At 35.5% G+C, this 17,073-nt stretch carries 12 protein-coding genes; 9 read left to right on the top strand and 3 right to left on the bottom strand.

From position 1 onward, the window contains the following. Positions 1-261: 261 nt before the first annotated feature. From G4D63_RS21045 to G4D63_RS21020, 6 genes are all read left to right on the top strand, one after another. Positions 262-1,641, top strand: a complete 1,380-nt coding sequence (locus tag G4D63_RS21045; protein WP_338024019.1) for an MFS transporter — start codon at positions 262-264, stop codon at positions 1,639-1,641. 227 nt (positions 1,642-1,868) lie between these two features. Further along, a complete protein-coding gene (locus tag G4D63_RS21040; RefSeq protein WP_163182030.1) occupies positions 1,869-3,050 on the top strand; it encodes an MFS transporter in 1,182 nt (393 codons plus the stop codon). A 259-nt stretch (positions 3,051-3,309) separates the two neighbouring features. Continuing rightward, positions 3,310-3,474: a DUF3934 family protein gene (locus G4D63_RS21035; RefSeq protein ID WP_163182029.1), complete on the top strand. Its 165-nt coding sequence runs from the start codon at positions 3,310-3,312 to the stop codon at positions 3,472-3,474. A gap of 758 nt (positions 3,475-4,232) precedes the next feature. Then, a complete protein-coding gene (locus G4D63_RS21030; protein ID WP_420837839.1) occupies positions 4,233-5,843 on the top strand; it encodes a ribonuclease J in 1,611 nt (536 codons plus the stop codon). A 122-nt stretch (positions 5,844-5,965) separates the two neighbouring features. Next, positions 5,966-6,418 (top strand): SRPBCC family protein, encoded by a 453-nt coding sequence (locus tag G4D63_RS21025; RefSeq protein ID WP_163182027.1) that lies wholly within the window; start codon positions 5,966-5,968, stop codon positions 6,416-6,418. 414 nt (positions 6,419-6,832) lie between these two features. Further along, a complete protein-coding gene (locus G4D63_RS21020) occupies positions 6,833-7,780 on the top strand; it encodes a GAF domain-containing sensor histidine kinase (RefSeq protein WP_163182026.1) in 948 nt (315 codons plus the stop codon). A 94-nt stretch (positions 7,781-7,874) separates the two neighbouring features. Here G4D63_RS21020 and pepF read toward each other — a convergent pair whose 3' ends face one another. From pepF to G4D63_RS21005, 3 genes are all read right to left on the bottom strand, one after another. Continuing rightward, on the bottom strand, positions 7,875-9,689 hold the full coding sequence (gene pepF, locus G4D63_RS21015; RefSeq protein WP_163182025.1) for an oligoendopeptidase F: 1,815 nt from the start codon (positions 9,687-9,689) through the stop codon (positions 7,875-7,877). 113 nt (positions 9,690-9,802) lie between these two features. After that, on the bottom strand, positions 9,803-10,249 hold the full coding sequence (locus tag G4D63_RS21010; RefSeq protein ID WP_163182024.1) for a MarR family winged helix-turn-helix transcriptional regulator: 447 nt from the start codon (positions 10,247-10,249) through the stop codon (positions 9,803-9,805). A gap of 6 nt (positions 10,250-10,255) precedes the next feature. Further along, positions 10,256-10,744: a glutathione peroxidase gene (locus G4D63_RS21005; RefSeq protein ID WP_163182023.1), complete on the bottom strand. Its 489-nt coding sequence runs from the start codon at positions 10,742-10,744 to the stop codon at positions 10,256-10,258. A gap of 146 nt (positions 10,745-10,890) precedes the next feature. Between G4D63_RS21005 and G4D63_RS21000 the strand changes: the two genes are divergently transcribed. From G4D63_RS21000 to G4D63_RS20990, 3 genes are all read left to right on the top strand, one after another. Further along, positions 10,891-13,923, top strand: coding sequence for an efflux RND transporter permease subunit (locus tag G4D63_RS21000; RefSeq protein WP_163182022.1), 3,033 nt, complete (start codon positions 10,891-10,893; stop codon positions 13,921-13,923). A 338-nt stretch (positions 13,924-14,261) separates the two neighbouring features. After that, the gene (locus G4D63_RS20995) at positions 14,262-15,707 is read left to right on the top strand and encodes a DEAD/DEAH box helicase (protein WP_163182021.1); all 1,446 of its coding nucleotides are present in this window, start codon (positions 14,262-14,264) and stop codon (positions 15,705-15,707) included. Positions 15,708-15,989: 282 nt separating this feature from the next. Continuing rightward, a complete protein-coding gene (locus tag G4D63_RS20990; protein ID WP_163182020.1) occupies positions 15,990-16,949 on the top strand; it encodes an aldolase catalytic domain-containing protein in 960 nt (319 codons plus the stop codon). Positions 16,950-17,073 lie beyond the last annotated feature (124 nt).

The raw sequence follows: 17,073 nt of genomic DNA, 5'->3' as shown, positions 1-17,073 counted from the left end.
ATCATAAATTAGTATTTTGATATAGCAAGGTGAATATGAACGGAAAAATAATGATTGATAGTCTTAAAGTTTGCCTATTATAATTAAACTGTAATCATAAATTTTAGAAAATTTAGAAAAGAAAGACAGGTGTTCAAAAGTAGATAAATAATACTTATGTTTGGAATTAAAATACTAACCGGTAGGTATGTGACTATCTTGCAAAATGAAAGCGTTTTCTGAAACGGAAGTAATATCAATTTTACGAAGGAGGTAATTAGCGTGCTAGCAAAAAAATTAAATGAGGATCTAGGTAAGTCTATATCTTCTATACAGGTAGAAATTCCGAAGAGAAGTGAAATGGTTGCATATGGGTTTGGTAGCTTTGGTGTTTTTTCTGTTTGGGCATTAATCGGTGCTTTTTTGACATACTATTATACGGATGTTGCAGGTATAGGTGCGGGTGTAGTTGGAACACTTATGTTAATTACACGTCTCTTTGATGGCATAACAGATTTAGGAATGGGTTCGATCGTTGATAAAACAAAATCAAAGCACGGTAAAGCTCGTCCTTGGTTGCTATGGATGTCAATTCCACTTGCTATATCAACCGTCTTGCTTTTCTCTGTACCTGATCTTAGTACAAATGCGAAAGTGATTTATGCATATGTGACCTATATTTTATTCATTCTTTTCTATACAGCAGTCTCGATTCCATATAAAACATTATTAGGAGTAATGACACAAGATCAAAACAGTCGTTCTATTTCTAATATTTACACTGGAATTTTCATTATGGTTGGAACACTTATTGTCATGACGTTAACTCAACCACTTGCAGCATCAATAGGCTGGACTGGTTTAGCCACACTATTTGCTGTTGTTACTGTCGCAGCTATCTTAACTACATTTAAATCCGTTAAAGAAAGAGCTGTTGTTTCACCTTCACAGCAAGAGAAGGAACTTACATTTTTCAATTCATTAGGTTCTCTATTTAAAAACAAGTACTGGGTGATTATCACTTGTATTTGTATCATATTTTATGCAACGACAGCACTTACTCAAGGTGCAGGTCTTTATTATGCACAATATGTACTTGGAGATATCGGGTATTTCCCTCTAATTGGACTTGCTATTGCAGGACCTATGGTAATTGGTATGTTTTTCTTGGGACCGATTGTTAGAAGATTTGGAAAACGCAATGTCGTCTTATTCGGATCCTTTTTGTACATAGTTGGTCAGATTGTAAAAATGATTGATCCTACTAATTTAACTAGCTTTTTAATAGGGACAGTATTAGCTTCATTAGGAGCAATGCCAGTTCTAGCTTTACTGTTTGCTATGATTAATGACACCATTGAATATGGTGAGTATAAAACAGGTTTGCGTACAGAAGGATTGGTTAATAGTGGTGCAAGCTTTGGTATAAAAGTGGGAACTGGTCTTGGACTTGCCTTAATTGGGTGGTTACTTGCTTTCGGTAATTATGCTCCAGGTGCCGACGAGCAATCAGCGCTAGCAACTCAAATGATTTATGCCCTAAATATTTATGTTCCATTAGGATTAGCAATCGTTCAAGTCATTTTAGTTTATATGTTTAAGTTAGATAAAGAATATCCAGAGATTCTGGCACAATTACAAAAACGTAAAGAGACTAGATAATAATATTAGAACCCTTCCTTTTAGAAGGGTTTTTTTTATATGAATGTGTTAGTATGTGTTAGTTTCATAAGAACGTCTCGTTAACTTATGTTTTATAATTATATATTCATTGATTACAAGAGACGATGTCGGTATACTAATTAAGTCTCGGTTTTTAACAAAAACGAAACCGGTTTCTTAAGTGTGGGATTATCATTCAATACATTCGAAAGGTTTGAAATGTCATCATGAAAACGACAGCTTCTCTTAAATCATTTTTGTTTTTTGTCCAGGCTACTGGATTTATCTGTACTTCTTACTTACCTCTTTATCTATTAAGTAAAGGATATACGCCATCAGAGGTCGGACTTTTACTTGCCATTGGACCGTTTGCGGCAATTATCTCAGAGCCTATGAGTGGATATTTTAGTGATAAGTTTAAGAGTATAAAAAAAGTGTTAATAGTCTGTGTAATAGGCATGTTAGTTTCAGGAATTATTCTATTTCAACTTGACCATTTTGCAGCAACTGCATTGTTCGTTTATTGCTTGTTTTTTTTCCTAGCTCCTTCTGGTTCGTTAGGGGATAGTTTATCTCAAAAAACAGCGGATCAGCTTCATGTGTCATTTGGTAGTATTCGTATGTGGGGTTCACTTGGATTTGGGATTGCAAGTATTATAACAGGGTATCTTTTGACAAGAATCGGAATTGAAAACATTACCGTACCATTTGTGTTTTTTACGGTAATTGTGCTAATCATTTCTTTCTTCTTAAAAGATGTTAAAGTAAAATCAGAAAACTCTGATCCAGGTGTAAGTATAAAGGATGTAGCCTTACTCATACGAAATAAACCATTCGTCCTATTTCTTTTAATTGTTATCCTGATCACTTTAGGACATAGAGCTAACGATATATACCTAAGTGTTTTTATTAAAGAGTTGGGTGGGACAGAGACTTTGATTGGTTGGGCCTTTTTCTGGGGTGTAGCGACAGAGGTGCTAGTATTCTTTACAAGCCATTTATGGTTCAGAAAACTCAAGGACTTAACCTTTATTATCTTAGCAGCAGTTTTATACGCTGTAAGATTTATAGGAATGTCTTTTGCCACAAGCCCACATGAGCTTGTCATCTATCAATTATTCCACGGATTTACTTTTGGAATATTCTTTACTGTGGGTCTTTCATACGTAACCAAAATTGTCCCAACTCGTCTTCAGTCAACGGGTCATCTTTTATTAATCACTGTATTCTTTGGAATTTCGGGAATGGTAAGTGCATTTATAGGAGGACGGTTAATAGAATTCTATAGTGTTTTCACATTATACTTCTTAATTGGAATAGCATCTTTAGTAGGTGCATTACTATTAATGATCTATAAATACTTTATTAAATCGGAAGAGAAAACTGAGAGGCACTTAGTAGAAGGATGACCAAGTTAAGTTAAACAAGAAGTAATCTATTCCTTGTTAATTTAGTTTAAATGGCTCTTATTATTAAAATAGTCTTTATTGCGAAGATTATCTTTCATTTTCATTTCAAAAACAATGAAATAGTTTATACTTAGACAAATGGACCATTGCTTAACATGTAAACAGATTCTTCACCAATCATTTATATGAATTTGACCTTATGGTTAAGATACAATTATCCAAATAGATGTTTGCAATAAGGAAATAAAGAGGTGATAACTTGAGTAAAGCTAAGGCTAAAGGTGGAACAGGTAGAGGGACAGGTAAAAAAGGATGGACTCGTTGGCAAGCTGCTGTAAAGAAGGCAAAGAGTGCTAAACCATATGTAAGTAAAGGAACAAAGAAGCCTGAAGGATCTAGTCCAAAAGGTGAAGGTGAGAAGTAACCAAACTCATCTTTTGAATCAGTTCAATTAATAATAAAACAATAGGAGGGGAGTGATTAACATCATTCTCTTCCTATTATTTTTTTTGTTGAATCTAGCACTCTTATAAATTCTGCAACGCTCTATCCCAATTTCTTGATTAAAAGTGCATTCCCTTAACCGGTACCCTCTTTTTGATTGCACCAGTTTCTACAGAACTCCCTTTGTTGCCCTGTTAAGATTAATCCAGGCTCTGTATCTATAAATAGCTTGGTTATATCACTTTCAGAAAGCCAATTTGCATAAGAGTCCATTATTTTATACACATCTTCAGGGCTACCATCGAGTGGGACCTCTCTAGCCTATGTAAGCATAGGTCTTCTGCCTTCTCCATTATTAATATCTTATTTATTGGCTATGTTAAAGAACTTTGTTGATTTTTTGCAGTGTTGATTGAAGTGGAGGGATGCGACTCCTGCGGGAAAAGCGGTTTAGGGGATACCCCGCAGGAGCGTAAGCGACGAGGAGGCTCCCCAACCGCCCGCGGAAAGCGAGTATCACGTAACGGAAATCAACAGACCTGTTTAACAGAGCCTATTTATTAATCATGTTTTAATCCATTTTATTAAAATAGTTAAGAGTAGCTCTGATAAAGCTGACCTTAGATGGTAATGATACTACTAAGTTTATCTATAATTGGGGAGGTAAGATTTTTGGAAACTAGAGAAAGTGTCTTGTCTGTTTATGCTTTAGGTGGCTTACATGAGGTCGGTAAAAATATGTACGCAATTGAATATGGAAATGACATAGTTGTGATTGACTGTGGTAATAAGTTTCCGGATGAAACGTTATTAGGAATCGATTTGATCATACCTGATATTACATACCTAGAGGAAAATAAAGAACGTGTTAAAGCGCTTATTGTTACTCATGGTCATGAGGACCATATTGGTGGTATTCCTTTCTTCTTAAAAAAGCTCAATATACCTGTTTACGCAACTCGTTTCACTTTAGGGTTAATTGAGTTAAAGTTAAAAGAACATAAAATTCTTAGAGAGTCAGAATTAGTTGAAATCAATGCGGAAACAAACCTATCTTTTAATGCTATAAATGTTAGCTTCTTTAAAGTAAATCATAGTATTCCTGATTGTTTAGGAATTGTATTTGATACCCCTGAAGGAACGATTGTTCATACTGGTGACTTTAAATTCGATTTAACACCAGTAAATGGTCAACACTCAGATATCCACAGAATGGCTGAAATTGGTAGAAAAGGTGTCTTGTTATTATTATCTGAAAGTACTAATGCTGAACGTCCCGGCTCTACGCCTTCTGAGCAAATGGTAGGAAAACATATGGATGAAGCATTTATGAGGGCAAATCGGAAGGTGTTTGTGTCAACTTTTGCTTCTAATATTAGTCGTGTTCAACAGGTAGTTGAGTCAGCTAAGAAAACAAATCGAAAGCTTGCACTACTTGGACGAAGTATGGTTAATGTTGTGGAAGTCGCTATGGAAAGAGGGTATATAGACGTACCTGATGGGATGTTGATTAGCCAAAATGAAATAAATGATTATGCACCAGAAAAGGTTGCTGTTTTGTGTACCGGAAGTCAGGGAGAACCAATGGCTGCTCTAGCGAGACTGTCGACTGGAAACTTTAGAGGTGCAGAAGTTTTACCTGAAGATACAGTAATTCTTGCCGCAGGTCCGATACCTGGAAATGAAAAAAATGTAACAAGAGTAATTGACCATTTATTTCAACTTGGTGCAAAAGTAATTTATGGTTCAGGTGTTTCCACAGGAATGCATGTTTCGGGACATGGGTATCAGGAAGATTTAAAACTGATGCTAACACTAATGAAACCTAAATATTTTATACCCATTCACGGTGAATATAGAATGTTATTTCAACATCGTGCACTAGCTGAAGCTGTTGGAGTCGAAAAGGATTATACTTTTGTCCTGAATAACGGGGATGTTGTAGATATACAAAATCAAGAAGCACGTCACACGCGTAAAATCCATGCCGGAAACACTTATGTAGACGGTGTAGGGGTAGGCGATGTTGGAGATGTGGTGTTAAGGGATCGTAAGCAACTTTCTGAAGATGGGATGCTCGTGATTGTTTTAACTATGAGCAAATCTGAACGCAAACTTCTTTCTAATCCTGATACCATTTCACGTGGATTTGTTTATGTTAGAGATTCGGAAGAACTTTTGAGAGATGTAGATGGGTTGATTAAAAAGACAGTGAAGGATTATCAAGCACAAAATAAAACCCAGCATTGGGGAGCAATGAAGCAAGATTTAAGGAAAGCAGTTGGAGAGTTTTTATTTCAGAAGACAAGGAGAAAACCGATGATTCTTCCTATCATTATTGAAGTTTAGAGCACCTTTAGAAACTTACTTGAATAATGTCCATTCCCAAACAATATATTTATATAAAATCACATAACAAAAGAGTTATGTGATTTTTTCTTGCAACAAGACAAAAGAGGTGGGGAAATCATATGAATGGTAATGGAAGCATCTTATTAGAATCTAGCTTAGAAAATACATGGGATGGACTATTTGACCCAGACATACTAGAGAAGTGTATGATGGGATGTAAAAAACTAACGCATATTGATAAAAATACTTATCTTGCTGAACTTAAAATTGGAGTACCACCTGTAAGTGGTAAATACGAATCACATATTGTAACCGAAGAAGTTGAGAAATTTAAAACTTACCGGCTTATTATTAAAGCCGAAGGAGATTCTGGTGGTGTCGAGGCCACCAGCTTAATTAACCTTACAAAAGAAACGGATGAAAAAACCTTATTAAGTTATTCGTTTGAAGCTGAGGTTAATGGAAAAGCTTCAAAGGTCGGTGATCGAATTTTGAAAGGAGTCGGTAAGCTACTCATACAAGACTTCTTTAAAAAGTTTGGTAAGGAATTAAAAAAAGCGTACACGATTTAAAGTGCTAAAACTAGAAGTTTCTTATCTTAGAAACTTCTAGTTTTTTCTTATGAATACTTATGCGGTAACAAAATCAACTAACAATCATCACAATGTAGTAAATTAACTTTTACTAGTAGATAAGAACCCTTATTTGTTTTCGATAAAAAATGACATTTTTCTTCATTTTGTTCTGTTATACTAAATAAAGTGGAGGAGGGGTTCGACATTTTAACTATAAATGAAACCTATAAGGACTTTGACGAAATAGCAAACGACGTACTCAAAATCGCGAACCATGTAGTTGGAACACGAACTTTTTTTATTAGTCGTATAAACCACGAAAATTTTTCTTTGTTAAAGACTCTAAATTATAATGGAAGTCTTATTGAAGAAGGTAACAGTATGCCATTGGAGAATATGGTTTGAAGTAAGATGAATTTAGTTGGTCGTGAACCACTTATCATTAATAACACATTACAACATAAACTTACAAAAGATATGTCAATTATATATGAAGAAAAAGTCGGATCTTATTTAGGATTCCCGATTATTCTTCATGACGGTACCCTATTTGGCACATTATGTGCCATTGATACAGTACCATATTCTTTTGATGATGAAGAGATAGAAATTATGAAAAGTCTATCCAGAATACTTACTAATTATCTAAATGATAATATAGGATTAGTTGCATTCTCAAAAATTGAAGAAGAACGACAATTAGAGAAAGTAGAAGCAATTGGGAAAATGGCATCAGGGTTAGCTCATGAAATTGGAAATCCAATGCAATCAATTAAAGGCTTTATCCAATATGTTTTTAAAGATTCAAATCATAATAAAGACTTTCAACGAATTGTTATGAACGAAATAACTCGTGTGGAAGAATTAATAAGCGAGTTTGTTTTAGCGACCCAACCATCCTCACCAGTTATTCAAATGAACAATGCTATTGATGTTATTCTTCCATCTGTTGAAAGGATTAAGTCAGAAGCTTATGCAAAAGGAATTTCCATAACATGTAGTTTAGAAGACCATTTACCTATAATAAACGTTGAAGCTTCTCAGATTCAAAAGGTGATTATGAATGTTCTTAGAAACTCACTAGAAGCTATTGAGCAGGAAGGTAGTATAAGGGTTGTCGCTTATAGAGATCCTTTTCACTTTCTTGTCATTGAGGTCAGTGATAATGGACGGGGTATACCAGCTGGTATTATTAAAAAGGTAGGTTATCCATTTTTTACAACAAAGGATTATGGAACAGGCTTAGGGTTATCAGTTTCAAAAAATATCATTCGTGCCCACGGTGGCACACTTAATATCGAAAGTGTTGGTAATGGAACAAAGGTATCCATTAGATTGCCAATTGCTATTGAAAAGTAACAACCAGCAGTAAGTTCTTTATAGAGCTTGCTGCTGGTTTTTTGTAGGGAGAGTAGAAAACGATTTTATAACAAGAATTACTTCGAGAAGACTATTACTGATATGAGTTTTCTAATTCATCAACTAATGAACCAACATATGCTACTGCAGTGCGGATCGGATCCGGTTTTGACATATCTACACCAGTATGTTTCATTAAGTCTAGCGGAGCCATTGTGCCGCCTGCTCGAAGGACATCTAGCCATTTTTCTACGACTGTCTGGCCTTGTTCTTGAATCATTTGCGAAACAGCTGTGGATGCAGTTAAACCTGCTGAATACGTATACGGATACAATCCCATATAATAGTGTGGCTGACGCATCCAGGTTAGCTTCGCTCCTTCATCAATTGATACAGCATCACCCCAAAACTCAGTTAAAACATCACCTGTGATAGAAGAGAGTGTAGAAGCTGTTAATGCGTGTCCTGACTCGGCCGTTTGATAGACTCTTCTTTGATATTCACCTTCAAGCACATGAGTAACAAAGTTATGATAATAAGTACCTAATAACTGAAGAACTAACCAACGACGCATTTGTGGATCATTAGTCTTCTTAAACAAGTGTTGGGCCAGTAGTAGTTCATTCATAGTGGATGGTGCTTCCACAAAATAAGTCGAAGGACGGGTATTATGAATACGCTGATTTTTATTTGCTAAGTAAAAATGACCAGCATGACCTAGTTCATGGGCTAGGGTAAAGACATTTCGCATCGTATTTTGCCATGTAATCAATATATAAGGATGTGATCCATAGGGGCTCGAACAGAAGGCTCCTGTCGATTTTCCAATATTATCAGATAGATCAATCCATCGTTCTTTTAGACCTTTTTCCATAATTTCCATATATTCAGGGCCCATGACTTGTAATGCTTCGAGAATCATCGTACTAGCCTCTTCATAGGAGATAGCTGGATTATAAGTAAAATCGATAGGTGCTTTTAGATCACAAAAAAGCATTTCATCTACACCTAAAATCTTCTTTTTCAAGGCAGCAAATCGGCGCATATGAGGAGCCAGTTCAGTAAAGATGATATCTAGTTGGTTATGATACATCGTCTCAGTAACTTTTTGTGGATGTAAAAGCATCTCTGTAACTGATTGATAATTTCGTAAACTAGATAAAGTGACTTGCTTCTTAACTTCAGTTGAATATGTAGTTGCAAATGTGTTTTTATACTGCTGAAGCGTTTGGACAAATGATTTATATGCTTTCCTACGTAATTCATTATTGGGCGAGAACTCATATCTTGTTTCAAATAGAGAAAATGAAACTGGAAGTTCATTTCCATTTTTATCTTCGATTGAAGAGAACTCCATATCTGTTAATTTACTCATACCAAATATTTGATAAGGTGCATCGAGTACCTCACCAAGTGCTGCTAAGACCTTTTCAGTTTCAGGCGAGAAGCGATGTTTTTTCCCTTCAAGAACTTCTTGTAAATATTTTCTAAATGGCTCGAGATTAGGCTCGGTTTGAAGAAACTGTTCAATTAGTCCATCTGGAAGCTCAAGAATTTCAGATTCGATAAAAGAAAGTTTTCCATCAACTTTTGCTTTAAGAGAAGAAATTTTAGATGAGTTTGATTGGTTAACATAGTCAGTACCGTCAGTTGCTTTTCTTAAATACGCATAACTAGAAGCTTTGGCAAATTTCATGGATAACTTTTCTTGTGACAGTAGACAATTTAATAATGTTTCTGCGCTGTTATGTAGTGTTCCTTGGTAGTCTAAAATTTGATTTGCTTCTTGTTGAATATGAGTTAATTCCACTTCCCAGTCGGATTCAGTTGCAAATAAGTCTGTGAGATTCCAAGTGAGTTCTTTTGGTACTTCACTCCGAGATAATCGCTTTTCTTTAGTCTTACTCACTAGTTATTCCTCCTTTTATAAACTATATATTCTATTTTAAAGCATTCTGGGGTAAGGGTATAGAGGTGAATAGCTAGGAATAAAAAGGCCCCGAGTGAGGGCCGTACATTTATTTACATACGTACTTGATTTCTATTTCTTAGTTTCTTTTGCAATTTTAATAATTGATTCATTAAAAGGTCGTATTCTTCCACTTCGATGTTACAGGAGATCATTACCTTTACTACTTTGTCAGTGATTGCTGCTTTTTCTGTTTGTGCTTTCTCCTCTAAGAAAATATGAATGCTTCGTTCATCAGCTTTTGACCGCTCTTTTCTAAGCCAACCATTTGCTTCCATTCGTTTAATCATCGGTGTGAGAGTACCCGTCCCTAAACCGACTTTACTTCCTAGCTCCTTTAGTGTCATCCCGTCCTTTTCCCAAAGTGAAAGTAACACCAAGTACTGTGGATAGGTTAACCCAAAGTTATGAAGAATCTTTGAATATAGCTTGCTAAATTCACTTGATGTTTCATAGATTGCAAAACACAGTTGATTTTCTATTTTAGAGAAGTCTTTCAAGTTATTTCATCCTTTATCATCAATTAATCTTTTAATGTCTTTTTCTATTTTATTTGGGGAAACAGAAGGGGCATACCGTTTAATGACTTGACCGTTCTGGTTAATAAGAAACTTGGTGAAGTTCCATTTTATTGCCTTTGAAAACAAACCTTTCTGTTGGTCCTTTAGAAAAGTAAATAAAGGATCTTCATTATTACCATTCACATCAACTTTTGCGTAAATAGGGAAAGTGACTCCATAGTTTACTTGGCAAAACTGAAGAGTTTCGTCTATTTGTTCGTATTCTTGGTTATTAAACTGGTCGCAAGGAAAACCGAGAATTTCAACCCCTTTAGCTTTATAAGTTTCATATAACTGTTGTAAGCCTTCAAATTGAGGAGTTAGTCCGCACTTACTTGCAGTATTTACTATTAGGAGAACTTTATCTTGATAATCTTGTAGTGACTGGAGTTGTTGATTACTTTTTTTTACTGAGAAATCATAAATTGTTTTCATTCGAATACCTCCTATGATTTGTATTGGAAAATAAATCGCTTGCGATTTAATCTTATACGATTTACAAGGTTATGGCAATAATTTATACTGTATAATAGTAACTAATACTTAGTTATAAAAGGTCAAGAAAAAGGGAGGAAGCGTAATTGAAATGGCTTCTCGAAAGATCTAAAGTAATTCTTGTGTTATTCTTTGTTTTTGCACTATTGGGTATTTATACATTTCTAATGATACCGCAAAGAGAACTTCCTGAGACAAATGTTAATCTAGGGTCCATTATAACTATTTATCCGGGAGCTTCTGTTTCAACAGTTGAAAGACTCATAACTAATCCTGTTGAAAATGCGATTCAGTCCATTGATGGAGTGAATGAATTTACATCAAGTTCCAAGTCAGGGGTTTCATCTGTTATCGTAACATTAGATGAGGAAGTAAATAAGACAGAGGTTCTTGGTGAAATCCGACAAGCAGTTGCAGTTCTATCATCAGCATTTCCAGAAGGTACCCAAGCACCTACCGTTACTGATATAAATAATAATTCTCCACTTGTATCTTTTCACTTAACTGCTGAAAGTTATGATGATTTACAAGGGTTATCTGACGTAATGGAACGATGGGAAACAGAAATAGAATCAATACCTGGGATAGCTAGTGTAACAATTAAAGGTCTAGCGGAAAAACAATTGGTTTTGTCATTGTCCTCTAAGGAAATGGCAGCTAAAGGAATTGGATTTCAAGAAGTATTGGGTGCAATTAACAAAGAATATTATCCAACGCCACTAGGCACACAAAGGATGGAAAACCAAAACTATCAGTTAAAGCTGGGGCAAACACTCAAGCTTAGTGAAATGGAGTCTATTGTCGTCGGGAAGGATTTAAATGGGGAGCAAGTCTTTTTGTCAGACATTGGCTCTGTTGAAAGCCAATTCAAATCTCCAGTTGATATAGTTTCTTATAAAGGTAAACCTTCACTTTCTTTTACAGCATACATAAAACAAGGAGAAAGTATTCCAACGGTTAATGATCGAGTATCAGTAAAGGTTGAGGAGCTTTCGAAATCATTACCTGAATACGTGACTCTAGTCGAGTATTACTCACAAGCGAAAACCGTTACTAGTATATTTGATGGTTTATTCTCATCATTTCTTATTGCAGTAGGGGCTGTTATTTTAGTTACTCTACTTGGGTTAACTCTTACAGGATCAATTGTCGTGGCAATAGCTGTACCATTATCTGTTCTTCTTGGATTAATTCCTTTGCCTTTTGCAGGAGTAGACTTAAATCAAATATCAATTATAGGCTTAATCATTGCGTTAGGTATTTTAGTTGATGATTCTATTGTCATGAATGATAATATTCAACGCAGATATACTCTTGGGGATTCGCCTCTTATGGGTGCAGTAAATGGAGTAAAAGAGATTTGGGTCTCAGTTGTTACATCAACGCTAGCTATCGTATTTACGTTCTCTCCACTTATTTTCTTGAGTGGTGGAAACGGTGCATTTATTAGGGCATTACCGACTGTACTAATTACGACAATTCTAGCTTCTACAGTTATTGCACTTCTATTTGTACCGATGATGCAATATTTGTTTTATAAGAAGCCACGTTCTAGAAAACATTCTGCTGGAATAGTAGGCAAGGGTTTTGATTGGATTGGAGATTCTTATGCAAAAGTTTTAAGGGGAATTGGTAAAAGACCGGTATTGATCTCGATCATAGGTCTCATATTAACTACCTCAACCTTTGCATTAATACTTTTTACACCTTTTGAGTTTTTTCCTGCCGCAGATAAAGAAGAAGTTACAATCGATGTTGCTTTTCCGGTAGGAACCACATTAGCACAAACAAATGAGATTCTAAAGGAAATGGCAGACTTGCTGGAGTCTGATTCAGGAGTGTATGAAACAAGTATTTTCGCAGGTACCGGAGTTCCTAGATTGTTTAGTAGTTCACTTGATGAAACAGGTGAATATACAGGGCAAATTGTTGCTCGGGTTGACCGCGACAAACAAACAGCTAAAGATCTAATTACAAAATGGACAGAGCCTTTACGAGAACAATTTCCAAATGCCGTTATCTTTATGAATACGATCGAACAAGGTCCACCGAGTGGAGCACCTGTTACGGTAACTATCCAGGGAACTGATATGGAGAAGTTATTACAAATTAGGAATCAAGTGAAAAAAGAAATAGAAAACCTGCAGCCCGAGCTTGTTACTGATTCCGTAGGACAATTAAAGCCTACAATGATTTATGAACCAAAACGAGAGCAACTTTCACAATATAATGTAAGTTTAGATCAAATTAGTAGGCAGATTAGATTGGCTACAGATGGAATTCCAGTAGGTTCATTTGATGATGGAAACCAAACATTGAACCTAGTTGTGTATGTTGATCGTTTAGAGCCAGGAACCAATCTCGACTTAAGTAAGATGGATATGGCTGTATTTACTGGAAAATCTGCTAGTCCTGAAAGTGTTAAAATGACAGAGTTAGTTTCCGTAAAGGAAGGGCAAGAGATACCAGTTATTCAGCATCTTGAAGGAGTTAGATCTATTGTTATTCGTGCGTTTCCAGGTGAAGCAGAGAACTTTAAGAGTGAGGTAGGGAAAATCGTTGAAGCACTACGTGGAGAACTTGATGAAAACTCCTATACTATTGAGTTAGGCGGCGAAAATGATAATCAGGAAAGCTTCTTTGTGGAAATCAGCATTCTGTTCACGATTGTGATTTTCTTAGTTTACTTATTGATTGCTTTTCAATTTAATTCTCTATCAATGCCTTTTCTTGTCCTTGTAGCAGTTTATTTAGCAATAGCTGGTGCAATTCTAGGACTATTTGTAACGCAGACACCTATTAGCTTTCTGGCGGTAATGGGCATGGTATCATTAACAGGTATCGTTGTTCGTAATTCGGTTGTACTATTAGAATTTATTCAACAACGACGAAGAGAAGGAATCACTCCTTTAGAAGCTGTAATAGAATCGGGACGAACGCGGATCAGACCCATTCTTTTAACAACCTTAACTTCCATAGTAGCACTTATTCCTATCGCTACTGGAGGAGATCCTTTATTTACACCATTAGCCGTTACCATTATTTCTGGTATATTGTTTTCTACTTTACTAACGTTAGTAATTGTTCCATCTCTATTTCTTACTTTTGTTAGAAAATGAGCATAAAAGATCGGACCACTGGTTCGATCTTTTTATATATAAGAAAGCGTAAATCTATGTTTTTATGATGTGAAAAGTTGATCATCTAGTGGTTACTAGATGAATAATTGTACATTATTGATTGTTACTGCAGGTTTTTGTCAACTCTTGCGCTTACCCAGGAAATTGTTGCGTATAGAATAGGAAATATAATCTAACAAATAATAAAAGGTATATTGTTTGATTAAAATTCGATTAATATAAAATTTGAAGTATAATGAAGAATAGTCAAATTTTCATGGTAGGACATTTTATTTCTATATTAAAAATTGACAATATATAAAAATGAGGTATTACATATGACTGAAACCAGCTTTGAAGCTTACCAATTAAGTGATGAAATTAAGAGAGCCCTGGACTTACTTAAATATGAGACACCAACTGAAGTACAAACAGAAGTAATCCCAAAAGCATTAAACAATCAAGACTTAGTAGTTAAATCTCAAACGGGTAGTGGGAAAACTGCCTCCTTTGGTATACCCATCTGTGAAAAGCTTGATTGGGAGGAAAAAAAACCACAGGCATTAATTTTAACACCTACTAGAGAACTTGCTGTCCAGGTTCGAGATGATATTACCAATATTGGTAGGTTTAAACGAATAAAGGCGATGGCTGTATATGGAAAAGAACCTTTTGCTAAGCAAAAAGACGAGCTAAAACAAAAAACACATGTTGTAGTTGGAACACCAGGAAGAGTGAAGGACCATATAGATCGTGAAACACTAGTACTGGATGAAATTAAGTATCTGATCATTGACGAAGCAGACGAGATGTTAAACATGGGGTTTATTGAAGAGGTTGAAGCCATTATAAATCAACTACCAACCGACCGAATAACTATGGTGTTTTCAGCAACCTTACCTAAGGATGTTGAAAAATTGTGTCATCAATATATGAACGAACCGGTTCATGTTGAAATAGAATCTACGGGAGTTACGACTAGCTCAATAGAACATCTTGTCATAAAGTTGAGAGAAGAAGAAAAATTATCTGTGTTAAAGGATGTAACGGTTGTTGAGAACCCTCACAGTTGTATTATTTTTTGCAACACTAAAGAACACGTAGAGAATGTCTACAGTGAACTTGAGGAGTCAAATTATGCAAGTGAAAGACTTCATGGTGGGTTAGTTCAAGAAGATCGTTTTGCCGTTATGGATGGGTTTAAAAGAGGAAACTTTCGCTATTTAGTTGCAACAGATGTTGCTGCAAGAGGAATTGATGTAGATAATGTAACCCTTATTCTTAATTACGATGTACCAATGGAAAAGGCGAGCTATGTACATCGAACTGGAAGAACAGGAAGAGCAGGAAATAAAGGTAAGGCAATTACTCTAGTCACAGAAAATGAAGAAAAATATCTTAGAGCAATTGAACGATATATTGGCTTTGAGATTCCTACTGTGGACGAACCTTCGCAAGGTCAAGTTGCTGGTAATCAGGGAGCATTTGATGAAAAAGTCGGAGGAAGACGTGTAGTTCGTAATAATAAAACAGAACGAATTAATCGAGATATTATGAAGCTTCACTTTAGCGGTGGAAAAAAGAAAAAACTACGTGCGGTCGATTTTGTTGGAACGATTTCAAACCTTCCGGGGGTTTCAGCAGAAGATATTGGGATTATTACTATTTTAGATCATCTAACTTATGTTGATATTTTAAACGGTAAGGGCTCAGTTGTTTTACAGGCAATGGAGGAAAAGACGATTAAAGGAAAGAAGCTAAAAGTGAGCGTAGCAAATAAATAGTGATCAATTTAATATAAAATTTCTTTCAATGAAAAACAAACAAAGCTCAATTATTAATTGAGCTTTGTTTGTATAAAAACTTAGATTAAAATTGATTGAACAAGACTGAATTCCTTAGAATGAATTCTTAAGGACCTTTTTAAAATTTATTGACAATTTCGAAAGAATCATGATATAAACAATATAAGATATTTTAGTACATAAAAGCATAAAAGCGTAAAAGCGCGAAAGTGTCATATGTTCTTATGACATTCATGCTGTAAAACAGGAGGAAGTGAAACCATGGAACAGCGTAGTAAAATTATTGATTGCACCATCCGTGATGGAGGTTTAGTAAACAACTGGGACTTTAGCGTGGAATTTGTTCAAGACTTGTATAATGGCTTAAGTGATGCAGGTGTTGAATATATGGAAATTGGCTATAAGAACTCCCCGAAACTTCTAAATGCGACTGAACCCAATCCATGGAGATTTCTAGACGATAACTTCCTAAAAGAAATAATTCCTGTGAAGAAGTCAACAAAGCTTTCTGCACTAGTTGATATTGGTCGTGTTGACCCAGAAGATATATTACCTCGTTCTGAAAGTCCTCTAGATATGATTCGGGTTGCTTGCTACATTCGGGAAGTAGATAAAGGCTTGGAGCTTGTAGAAATGTTTCATAGATTAGGATATGAAACTTCATTAAATATTATGGCTTTATCGAGTGTACCTGAAAGTCAGCTTATTGAAGCATTTGAAATGGTTAAGAAGAGCTCAGTAGATGTTGTTTATATCGTTGATTCATTTGGTAGTCTTGATCCAAGTGATATAGAGCATCAAGTTAAGAAATTTCATGCCATGATTCCTAACAAACAATTAGGTATTCATACGCATAACAATATGCAACTAGCATTTGCTAACACTCTAACAGCGTTAAGAAATGGCGTTACCTTTCTAGATTCGTCTGTATACGGAATGGGTCGTGCAGCTGGTAACTGTCATACAGAACTTCTTGTAAATCATATTCAAAAACCAAGTTATGAGCTGAAGCCTGTGCTTAGCGTTATTGAAAAGCATATGCTCGAAATGCGTCAAAAGTGGGAATGGGGATATATTATACCATATATGATTTCAGGTGCACTAAATGAACACCCAAGGGTTGCAATGGCTTACCGAGATAGTGAAGATCGTGATAAATATGTACAATTTTACGATAAGGTAACGTCACCTGAAGCATCATTAGCACCAGCTTCTAAATAGTCGTTTCTTAAAGTCCAACTCGCTTATAATGAAGTGAACCAAAAAAGTTAGACATTATATTTTAAGCAGCTTGTTGGACCTGAGACCTGTATTCAACGGGACTCAGGTCCTTTAACTTTGTCTT

It is taken from the genome of Bacillus mesophilus (assembly GCF_011008845.1).
Lineage (GTDB): Bacteria > Bacillota > Bacilli > Bacillales > SA4 > Bacillus_BS > Bacillus_BS mesophilus.
The sequence above is the reverse complement of the archived record's forward strand: the minus strand, read 5'-3'. Positions and strand labels throughout refer to the sequence as shown.